The organism is Shewanella sp. DNRA4 (genome assembly GCF_012843185.1).
In the GTDB taxonomy this organism is placed as follows: Bacteria; Pseudomonadota; Gammaproteobacteria; order Enterobacterales; family Shewanellaceae; genus Shewanella; species Shewanella xiamenensis.
Map to the genome: position 1 here is coordinate 23,112 of NZ_JABAIP010000011.1, position 24,862 is coordinate 47,973.

Below are 24,862 nucleotides of genomic sequence, written 5' to 3' on the forward strand. Positions count from 1 at the left end.
GAACATGCAAAGTGAGAGAAGTGAGTATTCACTTGCTATCCATTGCTATTTGATTGGCCGCAGTAAGCAGAATAGACAAATTCAAACACTGCGTAGTGAGTCTATCCTTCTGACTAAATTGAACTATTCATCCTAAAACCTATAGTCTATCTTCAGCGCTCTAACGCGCTTATGGCATTAGACATTAGTATAGATTTCGCCGAATTACCCAATAAATCCTTCCTAAAATACTCTGGCCATTTTTAGCTGACAAAATGTGGTGCTTATCGCTTTATTGACAAGAATTCCAACTCGAGTGACTGCACATACGGCAAGAAAACTGCTACTATCGGCGCAATTTTTTTGAGCTAACGAGATCAAGATGGGCAGAGCATATCAAAACCGTAAAGAATCCATGGCGAAAACAGCTGGCCAGAAAACCCGCCTTTACTCACGCTACGGTAAAGAAATTTACGTAGTCGCCAAACAAGGTGGTGTCGAGCCGGACGGCAACTTATCACTCCGTCGTTTAATCGAACGCGCGAAGAAAGATCAAGTACCAGCACACGTTATTGAACGTGCTATTGATAAAGCCAAAGGTGGTGGCGGTGAAGATTATGATACTGCCCGTTATGAAGGTTTCGGCCCAGGTAACTGTATGGTCATCGTCGACTGCTTAACCGATAACGTAAAACGTACCTTCACCGAAGTGCGTCAAGCCTTTGTAAAAAACGATGCCAAACTTGGTACACCCGGTACAGTAGGCCATATGTTTGACCAATCTGCCGTGTTCGTTTTCCCCGGTGAAGATGAAGATGCCATCCTCGAAATTCTAATGATGGCCGATGTCGATGTGAATGACGTTGAAGTGGAAGATGGCATGATCAGTGTTATCGCACCACACACCGAGTTTTTCAAAGTTAAAACGGCACTGACAGATGCAATGCCTAACATCAACTTTGAAGTCGAGAACATCACTTTTGTGCCTCAAACTATGACCCCAGTGTCCGGTGAAGATGTGGCAGTATTCGATAAATTTATCGCCGCTTTAGAAGATTGTGACGACGTGCAAAACGTTTATCACAATGCAGAAATTCAAGATTAATTAAAATCTTACTTAACAAAAACGCAGCCAATGAGCTGCGTTTTTATTTGCGATCATGCATGAAATTCAATCGCTGCACACTTGGCCAAACGCGCGAGATCTCGTAGCGCGCTTCATGGAGGGACTCATCATCGCGATGGGCCATAATCATTATGGAAAATAGTTGCCACTGCCGAAAGCGGCGCCATATCCATACAATACCCACCGACCACTAACACCTGCGAGTAGTAAAGCGTTACCGCATCCGGCAATTGGTATCGCAATGCCAAGGTTGCATTCCTACTATCACTAACTCATTACCTCATAGGCTAACGACACCGCAACTCCCGCTTAATAAAAACAACGTAGCTTGATTTTATCAAAAACACTGCTCACATTGAGATAGGACTCTAATATATTGATTTGAAATAAATATGCAGCATCTCCATATAGCTGGCGCTATTAGGCGTGGTTAATAAACCACATATCAGATAAAACTTCACAAACTGAATTAAATAAATAATTCGAATAACTTAGCGGATTAAGATTTTGCCTGCGTGATAGACATAGTTTCTTATGGAATACTTGCCTTAGAATGGATGATAAATTGTGATTGAAGGAAGCAAATAGGTGCAAGGAAATCGATTAACCAAAGCAGAAACGATGCTAATTGGTGCGGGTAGCCTCACTTGGGCACTTGTCGCTTGGCTGGGATTTAATCAAGATATTCAAGCCAAGCTACCCACGCTCAACAAAAGTTGCCATTTAGCACTTTATGCATTGTTTATATTATTGTTTTTATTGCTGACAATCTTCGAACATTCTCGTAAAAGTCTCAAGATAAATAGGCTTTTAACCATAGTACTTGTTTGCTGTACCCTCGGCTTAATGCTGTTAAGTGAGCATTCTTTGTTACCCATCTTGCTCGTAATATGGGCGTCACTGTTACCCGAGTTCTTTAGCCGCAATGCCGCGATAGGACAAATCCTGTTAGCCAATCTTAGCTATTACTTCATTCTGCACTCACACACCTCAAACAGTATTATTTTTAATGTCCTTATTTATATGGGATTCCAGCTATTTGCTTACAGCAGTAGTCAAGCGAGATTGTCCGAGCGCGAGTCTCGCCGGATACAGGAACATCTTAATCAACAACTTATCGCCACGAGAGCCTTGCTGAGTCAAACCAGCGAGCAGCAAGAAAGGTTGAGGATCTCACGGGATTTGCACGATATTCTCGGCCACCAACTCACTGCGTTATCATTGCAACTTGAGCTATTAAGTCATCAAGCACCTACGGAGCTCAAATCCACAGTCAATCAGAGTAAATCACTTGCCAAGGAATTATTAGAGAGTATCCGCGCCGTGGTTCGTGCGCAGCGGGTTAATATTGGCCTCGACTTAAAGCCGCCGCTTGATGCAATAGCAAGCCGTTTACCTAATGTTAGCTTGCGGTATAAATCATTAGTGCCGCTACAGTCGACTGAACTGGCTCAAGCCTTATTACTGGTATTGCAGGAAGGGATCAGTAATGGGGTGCGCCATGGCAAGGCCAATCAGTTCACGCTGTCGATGCAACAGCAACAAACCGAACTTATCATTCAACTTAACGATAATGGTCAAGGTATCAACCAAACCGCTTCAACAGGTATCGGGCTCAATAGCATGCAGGAAAGGTTATCAGCCTTTAATGGAAAGGTGTGTTTGCAGCCCAATGAAGATGCTCAAGGTTGTAGCCTTATTATCCGGCTGCCACAAAATACAACAATGTAAAAGACATCCCAACAAAACGGGTTACAAGGAATAAGTCGCTACTTATGGAAAAACTTCAATCGGCAATCACAACTGATAACCCATCCGCACCTCACACTATCAGGGTGGGATTAGTGGAAGACCAACAGTTAGTTCGTCAGGGGATCGCGAGCCTGATTGCCATTTCTCAGCATATCAAGGTGACTTGGCAGGCCGAGAATGGTCAAGAAGCACTTAGGCTGCTGGAAACTGAAGCCGTAGATTTACTATTAAGCGATATTCGCATGCCTGTGCTCGATGGTATTAGTTTGCTAAAACAGCTTCGCGCCGCACAAAATCCCTTACCAGTAATAATGTTAACCACCTTTGATGACAGCGAATTGTTTTTAAATAGCTTACATGCCGGCGCAAATGGCTTCTTATTGAAGGATGTGTCTCTGGATAAGTTACTGCATGCCATTGAAACAGTTGCCAAAGGTGAGTATCTGATAGAACCTTCAGTACTTGAACAGATGCAGCACCTATCTCATGCATCTCTATCTCCTGCACCTCTCAACATTGCAACTCAAGCGTTGTTATCAGCTCGCGAGCAAGAGATTTTACGCTATATGGCGGGAGGGTTTTCCAATAAAGAAATCGCCGATGCAGTATTTTTGGCCGAAGGAACCGTGAAAAACCACGTTTCAACCATTTTGGCTAAACTCAATTGCCGAGACCGTACTCAAGCAGTACTAAAAGGCTTACAAATCGGCTTAATTTAGGACGGGCCCACCAACGAAAAAGGGCCTTAAAGGCCCTTTTCAATGTAATTACTGCCGCAAAAAACTAGCGTAAATCCATCTCTTGGATAATTTCATGGGCAATAGGTGGCGTTGTGCAGGTAGGCTTTTCATGTAAATCGGCCTTTAACTGACCTTTACGGTGTTTTAGTGCAGCATCCAATTTTTTAGCTGCTGCAGCAATCGCGGGGTACATGATTTCATCCGTACCAGAGGCGGAGATGCGACTGCCTTCGTAATTTGTTCGAATTTCAACCTGAAACTCGCCATGCTCCTTAGCAATAATGATATCAAGCCCAATGAGAGTGGGGAAATGAGTGGCGATTTTTGAAAACTTTTCGTTAACGTGTTCTTTGACAGAATCAGTAACATCGACATGGTGACCAGAAAGATTAATTTTCATAGGTTGTCCCTTTTAGTGTCTTTACTTTTTTTTCGCTTCACTATTAGAGCTTGGGGCATGGCAAATAAAACACAAGCCCCCTAGACAAATATTTCGAATGAAACAGGTATTAGCAGCAGCTAAATGTGAGACTCATCAAAGAAATGGCACAATACGGGAACGTTAAAATAAATTAACTGGTTGATTTATAACCGACAAAAAATAAACCAACCAGTTGAATGCCAAGTGCTAATACTTACGCTGCACGCTTTGTTGCCAGAATTGCTGTGATAGGTGATGAGTTTTTGTCGATAAGCGCGAAACCTGCTCGCCCCTAGCCGCCGCATCTTGAGTCTGCTCTAAACTCTGCTGCGCCAAATCGCTGATCACATGGATAGCACGGCTAATTTCCGCCGCTACAGATGTCTGTTGAGTCATTGCTGCGGCATTGTCATCACTTAAAGAGTTGATCCGAGCGATAGAGGATAACAACTCACCAAAAGCCACACTGGCATCCTGCGCTAAAGTGACAGAACGTTTCACCTGCTCTTGACCTGCCGTCATCGTCGATGTCGCTTTTTGCGTGCTATCTTTAAATCGACTCACAATTTGCTCAATTTGTGAAGTTGACTGACTGGTTCGGCTAGACAATTGCCGCACCTCATCGGCAACGACAGCAAATCCCCGGCCAGTCTCCCCAGCCCGTGCCGCTTCAATTGCCGCATTAAGCGCCAGTAGATTAGTTTGGTCGGCGATAGAGCGAATAACTTCTAACACTTGATAAATCGCTTGGCTATCCTGCTCTATGGTTTGGACCACATCGGAAAAATGGCTTACCTGCACACTCAGTTGATGGATAGCTTCGATAACAGTTTCAAGCCGTGAATGGCCGCGCTGTGCAGCCTCATGGCTGGAGACCATTTCAGATGCCGTGCGATGGATATTATCTGTTACCTCAGCAAAACTGGCACTCATTTGTTCCATTGCCGTTGCCGCCTGAGTGGTTTGCACGCTCTGACTATCGGCATGCTCCCAGGTATTAGTGATGGTTTGTTTGAGATTGACGCTCTGCTCTTGTATTTCACTTGCTGAATCCGCCATCCGGCCAACAACCCCACCGATTTCAGTAATTAAAAACCGCAGAGCCAGATCAATTTTCCCGATTTCATCCTGTCTACCGGTATAAATCCCCATCGCGACGGGATCATCAATAATATGAGTAGCAACGCTAACTAATGCTTGTAATGGTTGCATAAGCTTGTACCACAATACCCAAGCAACTAAAGCCCCCACAAGTGCGGCTAATAAAGGGGAGTAACATGCCAAAAACGCCGTCGCCGTAATAGATAAAAACATGGAGGAGAGAATTTTCCCCCGAAATCCTAAGCTATCTTTTTTTAATGCTTTAGGTTGTTTACCTTGATTAATGCCTTGATAAACATCTTCAGCCGCTCTGATTTGCTCAGGTGTCGCCTGGCGACGTACTGATTGATATTCATGAATTTTGCCATCTTCATATACAGGTGCAACATAGGCATTGACCCAATAGTAACCGCCAGTTTTGGTCTTGTTTTTGACTATGCCCATCCAAGGTTTGCCGCTTTTAATTCTATCCCAAAGCATTTTAAACGCAGCAGCAGGCATATCCTCGTGACGAACGATATTGTGAGGACTCCCTTGCAACTCAGTAACGCTATATTCACTTATCTGCGAAAAGGTTTGATTAACGTACTTAATATTTCCTTTCAAATCGGTCGTAGAGAGTAGGATTGCGTTTTCAGATAGGTGTTTTTCACCTTTTTTTGAATGTGTTTGCATAGGGATATCAAAATGACTCCAAGTGAAAGTTGCAGGGGATTTTGCCAAAATGACAGAACACCTACTTTGATTAAGTTCACACTGAAAGCAGAAAATTTAACCAAATGCTAAACAAGTAAGATCAATCTCATCAATAAAACCAAACATTTGTGACATATTGCACAGGGTTACGCATAACGCGAGCTAGCACTCAAAATGTGTTAAGGATATTTTGTGCACTGCCTCAATAAATGCAAATGATATTGTTTATCATTTAAATCAACTGCGTTATAATCATCAAAACAATAGCCTGATAGCTCATTAGAATGCCCGCTGTATTCAGCTATGGCTGAATTGGCATTTGGATTAACCGTTTAATATTGACTGAAATAAGTAGCACTTATGTCACATATCCCAACATCAAATTCCCCCCTCTCAGCGATAGCTGTACGTCCTGTATCGGGTTATTTTCAAGCCGCCATTCGGTGGCTAAAACAAGAGCAAACTCAATTTGGTTTGCAGGTATTTGTTCGCGCGAGTGCTGCGTTATTGGCTGGCTATATTGCAGCGGCAACGCTGGCCTGTTTACTGACTCAAATACTGCCAATGTCTCGATTTGAGAGCACATTAACGGCCAATATGCTGGCATTCTTGTTTTATGCCATCGCCATTATTTATGCCTTTTGCGTGCGTAAAACCTGGCATGCGTGGCGGGATCTGATGTTATTTAGCCTCCTGTGTTTTACTCTGCTTAAGGTGTGTGGACAGTAAGATGAAAGAAACCTTTTTTAGAACCTTATCTTGGCTACACACTTGGGCGGGTTTACTCGTTTGCTGGGTATTATTGCTGATCTTTTTTGCAGGCAGCCTGAGTTATTTTCGCCATGAAATCAGCCTATGGGCTGAGCCAGAACTTCACCGCGGTACATTTCAAGACTATCAAGCAAATCAATTGATAAGCCAGCTTGATAAGGGCCAACACTATATTGAGAGTCATTCGCCAGCGGAAACACAACGCTGGTTAATAAACTTTCCGACCCAGCGCAGTCCTATGCTTAGCTTTGCTTGGCAACTGCCGCCTGAAAAAGGGCAACGTCGTGGCAAAATCGAGCAACATACGGCACTTGCTGATGGGAGTGGCGTCATCACTGACGTCCGCGATAGTCGTGGGGGTGACTTCTTCTATCGTTTACATTTCGACCTGCACTATATGCCCGCCATTACAGCGCGCTACATTGTGGGCGTCTGCACTATGTTTATGCTGATTGCCCTTATCAGCGGTATCGTTATCCATAAGCGTATCTTTAAGGATTTATTTAGTTTTCGTCAAAACAAGGGCGCACGCTCTTGGCTCGATGCCCATAATGTCAGTTCTGTTATTGCACTGCCTTATCATCTGATGATCACCTATACCGGCCTTATTACCTTGATGCTGATCTATATCCCATGGACGGTAAGCACAGCTTATCCTGAGGATAATCAAGCCTTTTTAAAAGAACTCAATCCGGCAAGACAAACGGAGAAGGCCTCAGGCATTTATGCCGAGCAAGTACGTTTAAGCCAACTGTTACCCCAAGTTCAGGCTGAATGGGGTAATGCGCCAATCAAGCTGGTGATTGTTTCCTATCCTCAAGATAAAAATAGCCAAGTGACCTTCTATCAAAATACTGGCAAAGATGTCACCGATGAAGCAACACTCCTCGTGTTTAACGGCGTGACAGGTGAACTCAAATACGCCAGTCCACACGAAGTGTCAGGAACGGTGGCAACCTACGACACTATGATGTCACTGCACACCGCGCGTTTTGCTGCGCCGTTGCTGCGTATTTTGTTCTTCTTCTGCGGCTTACTCGGCTGCGCCATGGTAGCGACTGGCACCTTAATGTGGGCGATTCGTTTGCGCCAGAAACAGCAAAAGGCAATCGATAAAGGCGAGAAACCGAGCCGTGGCCTGCGCTTAGTTGAGGGATTAAACTTCATGTTTATCTTAGGCTTGCCCTTGGGTACGGCTGCGTTTTTCTATGCCAATCGCATATTACCCGCCGATTTTGCAACGCGTTCCGCTTGGGAAGTACACAGCTTCTTTATTGCTTTAGGTGCTATGGGCGTGTGGGCATTTTTCGGGCGCAGCAGACGCGATTGGCAAATAGCTCTGGTGCTGATTGGCACACTATATTGTGCGCTGCCCATACTCAATGCACTCACATCGCCAAGCCACTTTATTGATAATATCCAGTCTCAACAGTGGGCTTTGGTTGGTTTTGATGTGTTAGCGGTTTTAATCGGTGTAGTAATGCTATTTTCCAGCACCAAGCTCTCTGTGGTGGCAAAAACACTGCAAAAACCGAATCGAAAAAATACTATTTCAGATAAAAAACCTATGCGAAAACCCGTTGAGACCACTTACGCAACCGAACTTACCTCATCGCCCTTGGAGGAAGCAAAGTCATGATGCCAGAATTTATCCCTATGCTCGGCATTCTCGGGCTTAGTTATCTCTCCCTTGCGCTGTTTGCGTTAGCTAAGTTTGGCCACTTTAAAGATGTGTTTAAACGCCCACCGTCACAATGGCAGAGCCGCCTGTTAACCCTGTTTGCTTGGCTGTTATTAATCATTAGCTTAAGCACCTGCGCCCACGGGCAAGGCTGGGCCTATGGCAGTATTCTGTTTATGGGGATCATCTCACTAGCCGCCATGTTAGTGATTTTGACCCTAAGCTACAGCCCACGCCACCTTCCCATAGGGATAGTTACTGGCAGTGTATTGACTGGCAGCTTACTGTTAAGTGGTGGGATCTAAACCGTTTCACAGATGGCGCACTAAACTGTGCGCCCCATGCTGGAGAAGTCTTTTTAGCTAAGCTATAGTGCCCTGATGTCCTGCAATAAGGAGAAAAACATGGGCTTTAACTTAACAGTGAATTGGCAAACCTCGCCAGCAGAAGAAGACGAATTTTGCCGTGATCACAGTATTACCTTTGGCAGCGGTCAAACGATTCAGGCATCCTCAGCCCCTGAGTACAAGGGCAATGCACATTTTGTCAATCCAGAGGAAAGCCTGCTCGCGGCGCTGTCTTCCTGCCATATGCTGACCTTCCTCGCCATTGCGCACCTCAAACGCCTCCCCGTCGTGTCCTATGTCGATGAAGCATCTGCGGAACTAGGAAAAAATGAAGCTGGTAAACTTGCCGTCACTAAAATGATCTTAAATCCTAAGGTCGTTTTTGCTGAAGGTGTGGAAGTCACTCAGGAAACACTTGAGAAAATTCACGAAAAAGCCCATGCAAACTGCTTTATCGCTAATAGCTTAGCAACGGATATTCAAATAAAGTTTTGATGGTTATAGGCAAGTTCATGCAGATAGACTTGCCATAGACCAATTACCTTGCCGCAAAAATAACGATGAACCGTTAACCAGCACCAAATCTATAGGCAAAAAAATGGGCGTGGTCTTGGGAACTACAAGACCACGCCCTAACATTGAACAGACTCAGCTTAGCTGAATTAGCTTAAATTTCGGTTAAAAATTTACGTTAAGCCAACTACTTAGCCTTTATATCTTCCGCCATACCTTTCGCTGGCATAGGTTGCGCCTTCAATGCTGGAATAGGCTGCTTAATCAATTCATCCTTAAGATAGCTAATGGCGGTTTCGAGCTGTGCATCGTGGCCGTTAAAGGTCGCAAAGGGTAAGTTATCCACCTCGATATCCGGTGTTACACCATGACCTTCGAGTACCCAGCGACCATCCATCGCATACTGCGGATATTCGGCGACCCGCGCCATCCCTTTATCTGTGAGTGAGTTACGACCCGATAACCACACTCCAGCGCCTGCGGTTTGTTTACCTATCAGCGGAGCAATTCCCAGCGCCTTGATTCCCGCCGAGAAGGTTTCACCATCTGAGTAAGTCAGCTCGTCGGTTAACACCACTAAATGCCCACGGAAAGTTTGCTGCATATTGGTATTAGGCGTGCCATGGGTTGGCTGCCAAAATGCCCAAGCGCGGCGTAACAGTTTTTCGATAATCCAACTATCAATATTGCCACCACGGTTACGGCGAACGTCGATAATCAGACCGTCTTTATCATAATTGGTGTAAAACTCACGGGCGAAGCTCTCAATATCGCCGCCGCCCATGGCATATAAGTGCAGATAACCCATCTTGCCCTGGCTCGCCTTGGTCACGACCTCCGCATTATGGTTGACCCAATCTAAATAACGTAATTGGCCATCGACCAGAGTGCTCACAGGCATCACTACGGTTTTATGGCTTTGGCTACCACGTTTAAGCTCCAGTAACACTTGCTTATCCTGTTGATTACGCAATAAGCGGGTCACATCAGCCACATTGTCCACAGGCGTGCCATTGATGGCGAGTAGCACATCGCCTTCTTTCGCATCGACTTCAATACGGCTCAAAGGTGATGCTTGGCTCGGCAGTTCGGGATCATTTTGATAAATGTGGGCAATTTTCACCCCGTCGCTAGTTTGCTGTAATCGAGCGCCTAAACTCGCGCCCTTCGCCGCGTCAGGGTCCTTCGGCAAATCACCACCACGCACCTGCGAGTGCAACGAATCTAACTCGCCCATCATCTGCATAAAGATATCGTTTAGCTCATTACGATCCGTTAAACGTGCGAGTAATGGTTGGTACTTAGCCTTGGTTGCCTGCCAATCGAGACCGCGCATTTTTTTATCGAAGAAGGAATCTCTATGCATTAACCACGCATCTTCAAACATTTGTTGCCATTCTAAGCTTGGCGAAATCGCTAATTGCCATTGGTCAGTCTGTACCTTGGCATTGTCGGTATCGCCGAGTTTATCGCCCACATCAACAATCATCAGCGACTTTTCATCACTTTGTTTACGCAGCAACAACTTTTGACCATCAGCAGAGACACTGTAGTTAGCCACATCTTCAGCAAACACTTCGACTTTAGGGCGCTGCTCAGTGAACTTAACTGTCATGAGGTTAGGTTGGCTTTCATCACCAATCGCTTGGTCGAGTACATACAAACGACCATCAATGGCGGATAGCTGGCTGTAATTACCCGAATCAACAGGTACTTGCCATAAACGCTCGCTAATTCCCGCCCAATCAATTTTTACAGGCGTCGGTTTATCTTTTGAGTCAGCTTTTTCTGCCGCCTTTGCCACTAATTCCGTTGGTTTACTGAAGGGGAACTTGGCATTCTTCACTAAGGCAATCGCAAAAATCTGGCTGCGCTTATCAAATACAGGCCCCATATTGCGGTCACCCCAAGGTGAGCTTGGCGTTGCGGTAAACTGGCGATTGGAGAGAAAATATAACCACTGACCATCACTACTGAAAGTCGGTGAATAGGATTCATACTTGTCACTGGTGAGTGCTTGGGCCTTATTCTCATCCACCGAATAGAGTACGATTTGTGGTCTTTGCTTGCCGATTTCAGCTTTGGTTAGCGCAATAAAACGACTATCACTAGACCAGCGAATATCAGCGTAGGGACCAAGTCCCTCACCGTTGCTGATGATTTTTTGGTTTGTGTTTTTCTTTAGATCCAATAGCCACACATTACCGTCGTTATCGTCATGGGCAAGATAACGACCATCGCTTGACTGACTCAGCGACATTCTAAAAGTATGACCATCTTTAGTAAGCTGTTTAGCACCACTGCTGCCGTCGGCAGGAAATTGCCAAATTTCCTGTTGGCCGTTCATATCGCTGATGGCGTAAACCGACTTGCCGTCCTGACTCAGAATGGCATTGCGTACTCGATAAGTGCCAGGAAGCGCGACTTGCACTAACCGCGAGCCATCAGTCCCAGCAATCGCCACATGACTGCGGGCGGTAATCACCACTTTATCGCCAGCAAGGGCAAGATTAGCGGAGGTAGCATAATCCATCGGATCTTTTACCCAATGTTCGCGACGTTGGGCAAAATCGGAGGTTAATTCAATATCTAATAATGAGTCTTTAGCGGAGGCGATATCAAAAACATGAATATCTGCGCCCTGCTGGAACACCACTTTGCCTTGATCCATACGGGCAGCGCGCATTTGCCAATCTTTATACTGAGTCAACTGTTTAGCATCACTGCCATCAAGCGCCATTGACCAGAGATTGTCATTACCATCGCTATCGCTAATAAAATAGAGTCTGTCTTGCCATAGCATAGGTTGGCGGACCGAGCCTTGGTGCTGCTTGCTAAGTAATTGTGCCTCGTCTTTACCACCCAGTTTAAAGCGCCATAATTCGCCCTTAGCGCCGCCGCGATATACCTTTGCATTATCGCCCGTCACCTGCAGGCCGAAACGGGTAAAATAGACATACTGATTATTGGCATCGATCACCCCTTCCACCGCATCGGCTAAGGGCAGATCGGTTGTGGTTAAGCTCTCGGGATTGACAAGACGCAGCATCCAATTATTCGCTGGGCCAAAGCCAGTGTCGGTGGAATAAAGCACCTCTCCTTTACTGGTCCACCCTTGCACGCGCACTCGGCTGTTTTCGAAACTCACGCGTTTGGCCACACCACCAGCCACTGGTATCACATAAACCTCACTCGCGCCCTCATAATTGGCCACATAAGCCACCCATTTACCATCGGCAGAGATGGCTGCGCCGAGCTCTTCAGCAGGCAAGGTAGTCAAGCGCGTCGCCGCCTTTTGGCCTAGGGTTTGCGTCCACAGGTCCCCTTCAGCGGTAAACACTAAGGTCTGGTCATGCAACGCTGGCGCGCGGTAATAACCTTGATTGCTAGTCGATTGTGCTGCAAATACCTGCGCTGCAGACAAAGTGCCAAGGGCGAGCATGCAGCAGGCAACGGAGTGACGAAGTTTCATGTGTAATCTCTATCCTATTGTTATTGTTAGCAATGGACTTTCTAGTGGGCAAAATTCACCAATAATGACCCAAAGTCTAACCCAGTAACCCAACAAGCTAGCAGAAATTGATAGAGAGAGCAGTAACTTAAAATAAGAGATGTTTTAGCAAATGTGTCATAGACTTATCATTTTGCATACTCATTAGAATAGCGCTTATCTTGCTATATCAAACGTTAATAACCCAGCATACAAGCGATAAAATGGGCCATATTGATTGCTGATTTTCGATTGCTGTGCCAGCGAAATTTGCTGCCATTTATAGACAATTCGCGCAATTTCACCATTGATTGTTAACGCCTTAATTGCACGATTAAATTGCGCTAACAGTAGGGGAGACATACTCTGCTTACTTAGCATTAAGTGTATTGGATTATGGTCCAATATCGGTTTAAGTGCTGATAACCTGACCCCTTGGTGTTGACTTGCAATATAGGGCATCGCTATAGCATCCCCAATCATCAGATCCGCTCTGTCATAAGTGAGCATTTGCACTGATTTGTCGACATCAGGACTCAGTATCAATAAGTTTTCCAGTGCTAAACGTTCTCGAGTCTTCTCATAATCCGCACCATACCAACCACTGATTGGCACTAAGAGCCGCAACTTTTGAGTAAAAATATCCTGCCATCGTTCTAACTTAACATTGTCTTTGTTTTCATCTAATACGAATAAGCGCACTTCTTCATCACGGTAGGGATCTGAAAAAAATGAATATTCTTCACGCTCGACGGTCTTTGTAGCACCCATCATTATATCTAGTGAGCCACTTTTCAGCATTTGATGTGAACGCTTCGCAGGGACATTGATAAAGTTAATCTCACATCCCAAAAACTCAGCAAACGCACGCAGTAATTCAACATCCAGTCCTTGAGCCTCCCCCTGCATATCTTGCCAGGCATAGGGAGGCCAATCGTTATAACCGACTTTAATGGGATTCGAACAAGCGGAAACATTCGCTTCGGATGGAACACTCCAAGCGGGGAAAATAAAAATATATAACAGCAAGATATGGCTAAACTGAAAAATGCACTTTGGCATTATCGTTGCCCCGTCGCGAGTTATTCTTCGATGATTTTACGGTTTAATACTCAGTTTTTACGGCTTAATGCTATGTAAGCTACTACGGCTTATTTATGACTCGATCTAAGCTTAGTCGGCATCCCAACTTGATGCCATCAAGTTGCTCAGTACAGTCCATTGGTCGAACTAGCGTGAACAATAATAAAAACATCTATACAAAAGGAGTCAAACGACTCCCTTTGTATTTCATCTAGTTAGTATTTATCGTCGTTTACAAGATTAGGGCGTGTTGACGTTTTAGGGTTGTTTTTGCAGCAATTTGGCTGATGTTTATGCAAGGCAAAGTCCGTGCTGTGTAGCATTCTACATAAACGGACGATAACGCTGCAGAAACTTCAGCCAAGTGCTGCCCAAAGGGTTCGTCTGGCAAGCACTTGCTCTTTGTCACTCGTCATTTGAGTAGAATAACTACACTTCATTCCTCGCTTCGTGAGCATGTGCTTGCCAGAACGAACAAAATTTAATCTCGAAACGTCAACACGCCCTAGTTTAATACCGCAAATAAATGGTTTTTTAGCTGGGCAAAATCAGCTGCTAATTCAGCCGATAATATTGTTTTGTGCTCTACCGCTTTTAATTCAGGCGGAAGGTGTAAGTTAAGGGCAAGCTCCCTGTCGACCACATCCTTAAACTTAGCGGGATGAGCCGTACCTAAAAATATCCCCACTTCACCAGGCACTAAGTTAAGGGTTAACGCTTTAGCCGCAATCGCTGCATGGGGCTCAGATACATAACCTTTAGCATAAAGATCTGCCAACGCCTCCGAGGTTTGCACCTCTGACAGGCGAATCCCCACTAAGTCTGCCAATGGCCAACCGAGTTTCTCGCAAATAGCTTCAACGCGCGGCCAGTTGCTTGGCTCACTCACATCCATCGCATTGGACATAGTGGCTTGAGTGGGATTAGGCTGCCAATCGCCACTCTCTAAATAGCGTGGCACAGTGTCATTCGCATTAGTAGCAGCAATAAAACGTTTAACGGGTAAGCCCATGGCTTTAGCAAACAAACCTGCGGTGAGATTACCAAAATTACCACTGGGCACGGCAATCACAGGATCGGCCTCATGACGCTGTTTTGACTGAGCAACCGCTTCGAAGTAATAACAAATCTGTGCCAGTAAGCGACTGATGTTGATAGAGTTAGCCGAGTTTAAATGCAAACCATCTCGCACATCGCTATCTTCAAATGCCTGTTTGACTAAGTGCTGGCAAGCATCGAAATCTGACTCAACCGCGACTGTGTGGATGTTCTTGCCTAAAGTAGTGAACATTTTTTCCTGTAGCTCACTGATTTTGCCCTTAGGATAAAGCACCACAACATTGACTTTATCTAGACCATAAAAGGCATCGGCCACTGCCGCCCCTGTATCCCCTGATGTCGCCGTTAAAATGGTTAAGCGCGAGTCTTGAGCAAAAACATTGATGCATTGCGCCATAAAGCGCGCGCCAAAATCCTTAAATGCTAAGGTGGGCCCATGGAAAAGCTCGAGGCACGAGCGCTGCTCATCGACTGCCACTAAGGGTAAATCGAAATTAAAGGCACGCTCAACCAGTTGATCTACCGTATCTTGACCCAATTCAGAGGCGAGCCAAGCGCCGAGAACTTTTTTACTGCGCTCGACAAAAGGCATCGCCAGCAGCGCCTCAATATCGTGCAACACAGGGATTTGAGTAGGAAAAAACAGCCCTCTGTCTTTACCAAGTCCTAATTGCACCGCTTCCTTAAAGCTCACTTTCTGCGAAGGGTATTTTAAATTATATAGTTCCATGCTCACTCGACCTTATCAGTGCCAAACCTTTAAGGCTTAGGCTTAATGCTTTTAAAAGTAAGAAAAATCAATCGACTCGGCGCGTGCCTTGCTCATCGAGGCGACAAACATGGGCAAAGCCCCCCGCTTCGGTCAGATAATGAGCCTCTAACCACGCCTTAGCGGCGTTAGCGATCGCGAGATCGTCAGTCACAGAAAACAGCGTTGGCCCACTGCCCGAGATGCCAGTAGTTAACATGCCTAATTCGGCGAGCGCTGCTCTGGCATTGTCATAACCCGGAATCGCCGCTGCGCGGTAAGGTTCAGCCAATACATCCTTTAATACTTGAATCGCAAGCTTGGCGTTTTGCTGATAAGAGGCGTGCACAAAGGCACTCAAATAACGCCCAAAATCGATGGCCACAGACTTATCGTATTGTTCTGGCATGAGTTTACGCATCATGGCCGTTGAGAGTGAAATTCCAGGATACGCCACCACCCAATACCATTGTTTAAAACTGGGAATCGGCTCACAGATAGCGCCGGGCACATTGAGCATCAGCTGCATGCCGCCCAGATAACAGGGCGCGACGTTGTCGTAATGCACGCTACCGCTGATCTTGCCCTCAAACTCGCCCATGAGTTCGAGTAGCGCTTGTTTATCGTATGGGCGTTCAAAATGCTCGTTCAGCGCATAAAGCGCTGCAACCACAGAACTGGCGCTCGAGCCTAAGCCACTGCCGACGGGCAAGTTTTTTTCTAGGGTTAATGCCACGCCTTGGTTTTCTTTCCCAAGGGCTTTTAAGAAAAACACCGCACATTGATGGACGATATTATCCTCGGGATTGCTGGGTAACTTATGCGCCCAAGCTCCCACTTGAGTGAGGCTCACCCCAGCATCCGCCGCCGCAATCGTGACTCTATCGCCGAGTAAACTGCCATCGATAGGCGCAAGTGCTGCGCCCAATAAATCAAAGCCCACACCCACATTACCCATAGAGGCGGGAGCGTAAACGGTCAAACTCATACACTCACCTCACGAGTCCAATTTAAGGTTCTTAATACATCGGCAAAGGCACCTGCCGCAGTCACTTCTGTGCCCGCACCATATCCACGCAACACAAAGGGAATCGGCTGATAATAACGGCTGTAGAATGCCAAGGCATTTTCACCGCCTTTTACGCTATAAAGTGGATCGGTAGCATCGACTTCGGTGATACGCACATAGCACGCGCCTTCTTCAATCTGCCCCACATAACGCAGCACTTTACCCTGCGCTTTCGCCTCAGCCACTCGCGCCGCAATCGCCGCATCAGCCTCGGGTAAACGCGCCATAAAACTTTCCACATCGCCTGAATCATCAAAACCTGCGGGCAAGACTGAGTCGACAACAATATCATTTAGCTCAAGTTTCAACCCCACTTCACGGGCCAAAATCAGTACCTTACGCGCCACATCCATGCCACTTAAATCATCGCGAGGATCGGGCTCAGTAAAGCATTTTTCCCGCGCCAGTTTAGTCGCCTCAGAAAGTGACATACCCTCATCGAGTTTACCGAAGATAAAGGATAAGGAGCCTGACAAAATGCCATTAAACTTGTGCAATTTATCACCGGCGAATAACAGTTTTTTCAAGTTATCGATAACGGGTAATCCTGCGCCCACGTTGGTCTCATACAGAAACTGCCGACGTTGCTTTAATGCTGTTTGACGCAAAGCTTGGTAATAGGCGTAATCGCGAGTGTTAGCCTTTTTATTCGGCGTCACCACGTGCATGCCCGCGTTCATCACCTCTAAATACTGGTTCGATACTTGATCGCTTGAAGTACAATCCACCAGCACAGGGTTTAATAACTGTTGCTCTTTCACCCACGCCAATAGCGCAGGTATATCGCTTGGCTGCTGGCTATCGGCAAGCAGGTTTTGCCAATTGTTTAAATCAATACCCGCACTATCGAGTAACATTTTGCTTGAATTGACAATACCGCAGACACGGATGCTAATGTGCTGCTCTTTTAGCACGCTCGCCTGTTGTTTGATCTGCTCCAGTAAGCCTGCGCCAACGTTACCGCAACCCACTAAAAACACATCTAAATACTGCTGCACATCGAAAAAGCCTTGATGACAGGCGGCTACAGCATGTTTGGTCTTACGTTGTTCGATCACCGTTGAAATAGAGCGCTCGGAGGAGCCTTGGGCAATCGCGATGATATTCACACTCGCCTGCGCTAAGGCTTGGAAGAACCGCGCCGCCACACCTTTATGGGTACGCATACCATCACCGATCAAGGAGACGATTGCTAAGTCATGGCGCATTGCAATCGGTTCTAGCAAGTCACTTTTAATTTCTAACTCAAACTCTTGCTCTAGCGCCGATTTCACCTTGGCGGACTCACTGGTCGCCACACAAAAGCTGATGCTGTATTCGCAAGAACTCTGGGTGATGAGTGACACAGAAACACCGCTACGGGAAATCGCCGCCAGTGTGCGGCTCGCCATACCGACCATGCCCTTCATACCAGGGCCTGATACATCAAACATGGTTTGATTATCCAAATTAGAAATGGCCTTCACCTGCAAGCCGCTCTGATCGGCCTGATTCGATACCAGAGTGCCGGGCGCATCGGGATTAAAGCTGTTTTTGATATAACAGGGGATGTGGAACTGGGCGATAGGCGCAATGGTTTTAGGATGCAGCACCTTAGCCCCAAAGTAAGACAGCTCCATCGCCTCTTGATAACTGAGCTGTGACAACAACTTAGCATCGGTAACAACCCGAGGATCGGTATTGTATACGCCGTCAACGTCGGTCCAAATCTCGCAGCTTGAAGCATCTAAACAAGCGGCCAGCACGGCAGCAGAGTAATCAGAACCGTTACGGCCTAAGGTCACAACCTTGCCGTCTTCATCGGCGGCGGTAAAGCCGGGCATCACCCAAACCCGCTTCTCATCGAGGGCAAGATTTTTGAATCGCGGTTTGCTGACGGCAATATCGACCACGGATTCTAGCGGACGACCACGGCCTAAAAATAGTTCACGTGGGTCTAGCTGCGCCGAAGTAATGCCTTTTGCCAGCATGACTTGCTCCATCAACGCAGCAGACAAACGCTCACCCGCAACCACGATCTCGGCGCGCACCCCGTCTGGGCATTCCTGCAACAGCGTAATACCGCGTAATCTGTCCTGCCAACGTGCAAGCTGCGCGCTTAGTCCGGCGAACAGCACTTCGCTCTGGCTACTAGAGAGTCCAGAACTAACCGCATCCTGATAGAGCGAGGTAAACACCCGCTCAACGTGTTGAATGACTGGTGAATAATCTTCCCCTTTCACCGCCACATCGACCATTTCTAGCAGAGCGTTTGTCACTGTTGCAGGCGCAGAGAGCACTGTCGCGACCGGCTCAGCTTTCGCTGCCTTGGCAACAATATCCGCCGCCATTGAAAATCGCTGCCAATTTGCAAGCGAGGTACCACCAAATTTCATCACTTTCATCTTGATCTCCTGTACCGCGCCCGACTAAGAAACATAAGCTAAAAACAAAAAAGCCCGCTTCTTTGTGGGAAGCGGGCTCGTCGTTAAAATTCTTTAGGGTGTATCAGCCCGCCCCCACTCTGGTTGTAGTGGTGGTTGTAGTGGTGGTTGTAGTGGTGGTTGTAGTGGTGGTTGTAATAATGGTAATTACTACGAAACCAAGGCTATGCATACGTTTAGACTTATCTATGTCAATGTGATGTTAAACAGAATTGCCTTTTTCACCTAACCTTGTCAACCCCCAAACTGGATTATTTATGCACAAATCTTTCACTTGAGTAAATTAGTGATTCAAGATTAATAAATATCAAGTTTTCATAGGCTAAAAATACGTTTTCATCAATATAAAACTGTTTACGTAAACGTAACGCCAGACAATTACAATCAATTTAACCTATTAAAAAATAAATAATTTATAATGATATTTTTTCATCATTCGAAAATTAAAGCATTTCAGTCTGTTTCCGCACATAACAAAGGGCAACTCATAAAAAACCACAATTCATCTTTTGTATCGTCCTTAATCTCAGTAAATCGAACTCACAAAAAGCTGTGCGATATCTAACATAAGCAACTTCAAATTATCGCCAGCACCCTAAAAGCGCGTTATTATGCGCGCACATTCCGAACCGGAGGCGATATGAAGATCACCCAACACAGCGCGGTAACCATTCATTACCGTTTATCAGATCAAGAAGGCAGACTTTTAGAAGACTCTTTTGATGCCGAACCAATGTTGTATCTGCATGGTACAGAAAACCTAATCCCAGGATTAGAAGCCGCATTAGAAGGTAAAATTAAGGGCGAAAAACTGGACGTGACGATCAGTGCCGAAGAGGCCTATGGTCCGTACCATGATGGCCTTCGCCAGGCAGTACCATTAGATGCATTCGGTGATATCGAAGACATCGTGCCAGGTATGCGCTTTATTGCAGAAACCGAAATGGGCCAGCGTCCAGTTCAAGTCATCGAAGTTAAAGATGATGTTGTGATTGTTGATGGCAACCATCCATTAGCAGGCCAAGCACTCAGCTTTAACATTGAAGTCATCGATGTACGTGAAGCGACAGCTGAAGAAATTGCCCATGGACATATTCATGCACACGGCGGATGTGGCAGTCATGGACACAGCCATGAACATGACCATGGCGGCGGATGCTGTGGTGGCTCAGGTCATGATGTTGGTGGCTGCTGCGGGGGTTCTGATGACCATGGGCATCACCACCATGACCATGATCACGAAGCTTGTGACACACCTAAAGCGGGATGTGATGGCAACGGTGGCTGCGGCTGCCGCGGCTAATGTAGGTTCACAAGCCTAATAGCCCTCCCAGAGGAGCTGATAAAAAAGCACTTCCTTAAATAAGGAGGTGCTTTTTTTATCGCCAAATGATTATAATCAGCAGGTAAATAGGGAAGTTTAAAATCAAACAGCATTTTCAGCTAAAAAAAACAATATTTTCAAATCGATATAAACATCACGCAACGGAGTGCATATGTTAGCAAAACCAGTATATGAAGTTTTACCCTTTGGCTATATGGTACTAGGCTGTTTAAGCTTTATGCTGCTAGAACCTGATTATGCGCTGATTGCTGCTCTTGTTGTGTTTGTTTTGGGCGCCAGAATTTACAATTTACGTTCTCAAAATCGCCGAACCGATCCTGTAAAACGCCGAAAATCTGGATATCTACCTAAGACAATTTACGATTTATTGCCTTTTATTTATCTCTTTTCTGCCTTAGCTATTTTTAAATTTTTCCCTAAAAATCTTTATCCTTTGTTGGCCATTATGTTACTCAGTTATAGTTTTTATATTCTCGTTAGACGCTCCATCCACCGCCGACATAAAATACCGACAACTCCCCAGTTTTAATCAAATATCTAGTCCAATGGAGCCCAAATAATTAACTGATAAGCTGTTGGATTTTATCCCTATGGCTGGGTGCCATATTCTTTAAATAGTTAGAACAACGGGTAATAGTCGCAATACTCACCTGATACTCGGCAGCAATTTGTCTCTGGCTCATTTCTCCATTTAGCAATAGCTGGAAGACTTTTAGCCGACCGGCAATAGCGCTGCGCTCTTCCTCGGTCAGCAATAAATGAAACAATACCGACAGCTCTTCATAATTCCCATGGCTCAAAATTTTTTCTAATACTAAGTCCCAATTGGCTCGCATAATCGCCCCATAAGTATTGTTTAAGCATTACAACGGCAGTTTAGCAGATTTACTCTACCAACAAATAACTTGTTACGTTTATCCCTCCTACCTAGACAAAAACTGACAAAAATGCTTCTAGTACATTGAGTTAATTTGTGTACAATAGCAGAGCAATGTCACACTTCGACGCTAATTTGTGAGAATACGATGAAAAAATTACTCCTAACTCTCGTTGCCGGTACCTTATTGGCTTCAACTGCTCAAGCACACAATTTTGAAGATGCAAAAGATGCGATTCAATATCGCCAATCTGGATTCAGCTTAATTGCTTATAACTTTGGTGATATGGGCGCCATGATGAAAGGTAAAAAGCCTTTCGATGCTGAAACCTTTGCGATGCGCGCAAAAAATGTCGCTGCGCTTTCACACATCCCTTTCGAAGGTTTTATTGAAGGTTCAGATAAAGGCGATACCGAAGCCCTAGCCAAAGTATGGCAAGACAAGGCTGACTTTGACGCTAAGATGAAAACCTTCCAAGAAAATGCTGCAATTTTAGCGACTGTTGCTCAAAAAGGTGACCAAGCTGAAATCAAGCAAGCCTTTATGGATACTGGCAAGAGCTGTAAAGGCTGCCATGACATTTACAAAAAAGATTAATGTTCTCGTAATCTCTTGTAAAAAGCCTGCAATATGCAGGCTTTTTACTCCTAAGCATCCGCTAAAGCACTTGCACTACAGGCCACATCAAATAAGTAAATACAACCCCTGCGATGATTAGCAGCAGGATTAATGCCAGCCACAGTGATTTAAAAACCAACTGAGACTCTAACTTTGCATACTCAAACTTAGATACACACTTGTAACCGCTAACCATCGCACCGACTAACTTGTCACCTTTAAGCGCGTGCACAATAACCGCCAACACATGCACGGCAGTTAAGGCTAAGATCAGGTTAAAATTCATCTTATGTAACCAAGTGAGAAACGAACCCGTATCAGCACTCACATAGCTGTATAGCGGACCTTCGGTAAACACATCATCGGTAGCAAACAGTCCAGTGATTAGCTGTAAGCTAATAATGGCAATCAACACAATTACCATATAACCGCCCATCGGATTATGTCCTAATACCACAGACACGCCCTTTGATCGAACTTCGTTTAAATACTCAAACACAACCCTAGGGTGGTGCACGAAGTGGCTAAATCTGGCTGTATCACTGCCAATTAAGCCCCACAAAAGACGAAAGCCAATCAAGATCAACAGACTATAAGCAAAGATTTGGTGCCATTGCATTTCGCCCACTTCGGCGCTCCACCACAATAAGGCCATTAGGGCCACCATGCCCCAGTGAAAAAAGCGTATGGGTAAATCCCAGACCTTAACTTTGATATGTTCGGTTTCCATAATACCTGCCACTCGACGAAACAATGAAATAAGTGAAGGTATTTTATCGGGATCTAGTGAAAAACTTAAAGTAAAGATAGGTAAATGATAGGAAAGACTGCGGAGTTATCCCATCAAATATGGCCTGTTCTGATAGCCAATACAAGCCTTTTTGGCTAAGAATCACCGAGATTTGTCTAAGCGATCAAATATCCAACGAACAGTATCTAACTGGACAAAAAATGTGATTTATATCTCGTTTTTAAAGGTGTAGATTGGTAATCTGAAACTGAAGAAAATAAATAGAAGGTTCGACATATGCTAAAGATTACGAGCAAGCAATTAGAAGTAACTGCCCCAATCCGTGAACGCATTGAAAGCCGTTTGGAGAAACTTTCTAGACATGATGTGCAGTTGATTAATCCCCATGTCATTATTACCGAGGAGAAACCTGGTTTCAAAATTGAAGCGTCGGTTGGCATCCCAAATGGAGAACTTTTTGCTCAAGCTAAACACGATAATCTTTATGCAGCTATCACTGCTATGGGTCAAAAATTAGAGAAGCAACTCAATCGATTAACCCACAAACCTGAAGCACAACGTTTTACATCCATTGCTCATCCCGAAGAGGCTATTAATGTCGAGGATGATTACGAGGAGGAAGATGCAGCTTAAGTTACTCGATGTTAGTGCGAGACCACATCACTTCGAGAGCATAAAAGTAGATAAGGTTTAATAGGTCACATTTTTTAGCAAAAGTTTGATAGGCCATCCTAATGGCCAGTAAAAAGAGTGTGAACCTTTAAATAACTACTACACTTTACTAAGTGACAGCAGAATCGAAGTGATGTGAATTTCAGCTTAATAGCATTTAATACAACCACAAGAAGGAGTACGCCGCCATACAAAACTCACACTCAAAAACAGTGACACACGTAGTCACATAAAGCATTAAAGCAGCCACATAAATTCGGTAACGCCAAGCTGTAATGTTTATGCGTTTCCCATCTGATTATCAAATGAGATGCGAGGTTACTAAAAGTACAAACCGATGACCAACAACTAACGACAAACGCACTAATGGGTGTTAACACACGAGTCGATCATTAAGGAGTAACCTACTACATCATATTGCCAGTTTAAGTCTTACACACTCTTCAAGCCCAAATGTAACAACCAAGAGGAGGACGTTAGCAATAGAGCCGCATAGGTACCATGAAAGGCCACTTTAGGTGAATTAGCTTCTTAACAGTCAAACAATATGAGGAGGTTAATAGCGTTATCGGTAATATGAGCAAGTGGGCATATTACAAATAGTCAGTAAAAAGAATTTAGATAACACGAAACAAGGCGAGCTGCTTAACAGCAAAATACCCAGTACCTTTTTAAGTACTAATATCGGCCAGATTTCTTTATCTATGTTCTAAAGTGTAATCGTAAGTGAAAATGTAAGCTAAAGTTGTAAGTTGAAAAGTGAGTTAACATGCTGAATAAACAAATCTAATGCAATATCTGTTTGTTTATTCACAAAGCGTCAATGAATCCTTTAATAACAATGCTCAATAACCTAGGAGGAATAGTTTGTTTGACCAGTCTTTCAACCAGCGCACCTTCGGGTGCGCTTTGCTTTTATACTCCATAGTCGTTCAACCATTTACTTAAGCACTTAGTATCAAGCTTGTTCTTAAGCTAATGCACATTTCGCACAGTAACTGTTTAAGTGAAACACCAGTCCCCCGTAGCTTAATCTACCGCTAAAAACCCCAGAGCTAAGCGTTAACCCAGCTCGAGTTTTAGTGTAGACTTACCCGTTCGTCCATAACTCAAAGCAAGGCATTGAAATCATGACTCAAGCGCTGTTTTATCTACTGCCGCCGATGGGCGTGAACACGGCCTTTAGTGACATGTATCAATTGGCTTGCCGCTTGGCCCAACAGGGATTTATAAACCAGCAGCAGGTCTATATTCACTGTCAGGACAAGAACATCGCCTTCGAAATCGACGAGTTACTATGGCAGTTTGAACCCAGTGCATTTGTCCCCCATAACCTCAAAGGTGAAGGCTCAACCACGGGTTCCCCCGTTGAAATCGGTTTTGATCGACTTGGACCTAACAAAAGTCGTCAACTTCTGATTAATCTTGCAGACCAAGTACCGCCATTTGCGGTAAACTTTGGTCAAATCTTCGATTTTGTAGCTAATGACGACCAACATAAGGCGATAGCACGTGAACGCTACCGCCAATATCGTGGCTTAGGGATTGAATTAACAACCCAAAATTTAGCAACACATCCACTTAATTTAGCTTGAGACA

The 24,862-nt window shown here is 45.0% G+C and carries 22 protein-coding genes; 12 read left to right on the forward strand and 10 right to left on the reverse strand.

From position 1 onward, the window contains the following. Positions 1 to 361 precede the first annotated feature (361 nt). A complete protein-coding gene (locus HG547_RS13025; RefSeq protein WP_037420892.1) occupies positions 362 to 1,084 on the forward strand; it encodes a YebC/PmpR family DNA-binding transcriptional regulator in 723 nt (240 codons plus the stop codon). A gap of 128 nt (positions 1,085 to 1,212) precedes the next feature. Here the strand turns inward: HG547_RS13025 and HG547_RS13030 are convergent, their stop codons facing one another. Continuing rightward, positions 1,213 to 1,353 carry a hypothetical protein gene (locus HG547_RS13030; RefSeq protein WP_157173871.1) on the reverse strand — a complete coding sequence of 47 codons (141 nt, stop codon included), beginning with the start codon at positions 1,351 to 1,353 and terminating at the stop codon, positions 1,213 to 1,215. 340 nt (positions 1,354 to 1,693) lie between these two features. Here HG547_RS13030 and HG547_RS13035 point away from each other — a divergent pair, with 340 nt between their 5' ends. Together HG547_RS13035 and HG547_RS13040 are read left to right on the forward strand one after the other, a co-directional pair. Then, complete coding sequence (locus HG547_RS13035; protein ID WP_169548054.1) at positions 1,694 to 2,836, forward strand: histidine kinase; 1,143 nt, start codon at positions 1,694 to 1,696, stop codon at positions 2,834 to 2,836. Positions 2,837 to 2,880: 44 nt separating this feature from the next. Continuing rightward, positions 2,881 to 3,576, forward strand: a complete 696-nt coding sequence (locus HG547_RS13040; protein ID WP_169548055.1) for a response regulator transcription factor — start codon at positions 2,881 to 2,883, stop codon at positions 3,574 to 3,576. A gap of 64 nt (positions 3,577 to 3,640) precedes the next feature. On the opposite strand, the gene raiA (HG547_RS13045) is transcribed toward HG547_RS13040, so the two are convergent. Further along, positions 3,641 to 3,997 (reverse strand): ribosome-associated translation inhibitor RaiA, encoded by a 357-nt coding sequence (gene raiA / locus HG547_RS13045; protein WP_023266557.1) that lies wholly within the window; start codon positions 3,995 to 3,997, stop codon positions 3,641 to 3,643. 228 nt (positions 3,998 to 4,225) lie between these two features. After that, on the reverse strand, positions 4,226 to 5,794 hold the full coding sequence (locus HG547_RS13050; RefSeq protein WP_169548056.1) for a PAS domain-containing methyl-accepting chemotaxis protein: 1,569 nt from the start codon (positions 5,792 to 5,794) through the stop codon (positions 4,226 to 4,228). A gap of 381 nt (positions 5,795 to 6,175) precedes the next feature. Between HG547_RS13050 and HG547_RS13055 the strand changes: the two genes are divergently transcribed. The 4 genes from HG547_RS13055 to HG547_RS13070 all read left to right on the forward strand — a co-directional run bounded on the left by HG547_RS13055 (position 6,176) and on the right by HG547_RS13070 (position 9,109). After that, positions 6,176 to 6,544: a DUF3649 domain-containing protein gene (locus tag HG547_RS13055; RefSeq protein WP_037420902.1), complete on the forward strand. Its 369-nt coding sequence runs from the start codon at positions 6,176 to 6,178 to the stop codon at positions 6,542 to 6,544. 1 nt (position 6,545) lies between these two features. Beyond that, complete coding sequence (locus tag HG547_RS13060; RefSeq protein WP_169548057.1) at positions 6,546 to 8,225, forward strand: PepSY-associated TM helix domain-containing protein; 1,680 nt, start codon at positions 6,546 to 6,548, stop codon at positions 8,223 to 8,225. Then, a complete protein-coding gene (locus HG547_RS13065; RefSeq protein ID WP_023266561.1) occupies positions 8,222 to 8,572 on the forward strand; it encodes a DUF3325 domain-containing protein in 351 nt (116 codons plus the stop codon). Before HG547_RS13060 ends, HG547_RS13065 begins: the two co-directional genes overlap by 4 nt. Before the next feature lie 99 nt (positions 8,573 to 8,671). After that, entirely contained in the window at positions 8,672 to 9,109 is a 438-nt protein-coding gene (locus HG547_RS13070) for an OsmC family protein (protein WP_169548058.1), read from the forward strand. Between the two features lie 205 nt (positions 9,110 to 9,314). Here the strand turns inward: HG547_RS13070 and HG547_RS13075 are convergent, their stop codons facing one another. From HG547_RS13075 to thrA, 5 genes are all read right to left on the reverse strand, one after another. Beyond that, positions 9,315 to 12,599, reverse strand: a complete 3,285-nt coding sequence (locus tag HG547_RS13075; RefSeq protein ID WP_169548059.1) for a S41 family peptidase — start codon at positions 12,597 to 12,599, stop codon at positions 9,315 to 9,317. 195 nt (positions 12,600 to 12,794) lie between these two features. Further along, entirely contained in the window at positions 12,795 to 13,679 is an 885-nt protein-coding gene (locus tag HG547_RS13080) for a transporter substrate-binding domain-containing protein (protein WP_169548060.1), read from the reverse strand. Positions 13,680 to 14,205: 526 nt separating this feature from the next. After that, the gene (gene thrC / locus HG547_RS13085) at positions 14,206 to 15,489 is read right to left on the reverse strand and encodes a threonine synthase (protein ID WP_169548061.1); all 1,284 of its coding nucleotides are present in this window, start codon (positions 15,487 to 15,489) and stop codon (positions 14,206 to 14,208) included. Positions 15,490 to 15,556: 67 nt separating this feature from the next. Next, the gene (thrB, locus tag HG547_RS13090; RefSeq protein WP_169548062.1) at positions 15,557 to 16,495 is read right to left on the reverse strand and encodes a homoserine kinase; all 939 of its coding nucleotides are present in this window, start codon (positions 16,493 to 16,495) and stop codon (positions 15,557 to 15,559) included. Then, the gene (thrA, locus tag HG547_RS13095; protein WP_169548063.1) at positions 16,492 to 18,960 is read right to left on the reverse strand and encodes a bifunctional aspartate kinase/homoserine dehydrogenase I; all 2,469 of its coding nucleotides are present in this window, start codon (positions 18,958 to 18,960) and stop codon (positions 16,492 to 16,494) included. Before thrA ends, thrB begins: the two co-directional genes overlap by 4 nt. A 679-nt stretch (positions 18,961 to 19,639) precedes the next feature. Between thrA and slyD the strand changes: the two genes are divergently transcribed. Next, positions 19,640 to 20,302 (forward strand): peptidylprolyl isomerase, encoded by a 663-nt coding sequence (gene slyD / locus HG547_RS13100; RefSeq protein ID WP_169548064.1) that lies wholly within the window; start codon positions 19,640 to 19,642, stop codon positions 20,300 to 20,302. A gap of 193 nt (positions 20,303 to 20,495) precedes the next feature. Then, entirely contained in the window at positions 20,496 to 20,873 is a 378-nt protein-coding gene (locus HG547_RS13105; protein ID WP_037420926.1) for a hypothetical protein, read from the forward strand. A 31-nt stretch (positions 20,874 to 20,904) separates the two neighbouring features. Here the strand turns inward: HG547_RS13105 and trpR are convergent, their stop codons facing one another. Then, positions 20,905 to 21,180, reverse strand: a complete 276-nt coding sequence (gene trpR, locus HG547_RS13110) for a trp operon repressor (protein WP_011073277.1) — start codon at positions 21,178 to 21,180, stop codon at positions 20,905 to 20,907. Between the two features lie 189 nt (positions 21,181 to 21,369). Here trpR and HG547_RS13115 point away from each other — a divergent pair, with 189 nt between their 5' ends. Further along, positions 21,370 to 21,819 (forward strand): cytochrome c, encoded by a 450-nt coding sequence (locus HG547_RS13115; protein WP_169548065.1) that lies wholly within the window; start codon positions 21,370 to 21,372, stop codon positions 21,817 to 21,819. Between the two features lie 61 nt (positions 21,820 to 21,880). On the opposite strand, the gene HG547_RS13120 is transcribed toward HG547_RS13115, so the two are convergent. After that, positions 21,881 to 22,570: a cytochrome b/b6 domain-containing protein gene (locus HG547_RS13120; RefSeq protein ID WP_169548066.1), complete on the reverse strand. Its 690-nt coding sequence runs from the start codon at positions 22,568 to 22,570 to the stop codon at positions 21,881 to 21,883. A gap of 297 nt (positions 22,571 to 22,867) precedes the next feature. Here HG547_RS13120 and raiA (HG547_RS13125) point away from each other — a divergent pair, with 297 nt between their 5' ends. After that, positions 22,868 to 23,224, forward strand: coding sequence for a ribosome-associated translation inhibitor RaiA (gene raiA / locus HG547_RS13125; RefSeq protein ID WP_037420938.1), 357 nt, complete (start codon positions 22,868 to 22,870; stop codon positions 23,222 to 23,224). Between the two features lie 1,169 nt (positions 23,225 to 24,393). Next, positions 24,394 to 24,858: a DNA polymerase III subunit chi gene (locus HG547_RS13130; protein WP_169548067.1), complete on the forward strand. Its 465-nt coding sequence runs from the start codon at positions 24,394 to 24,396 to the stop codon at positions 24,856 to 24,858. Positions 24,859 to 24,862: the final 4 nt, after the last annotated feature.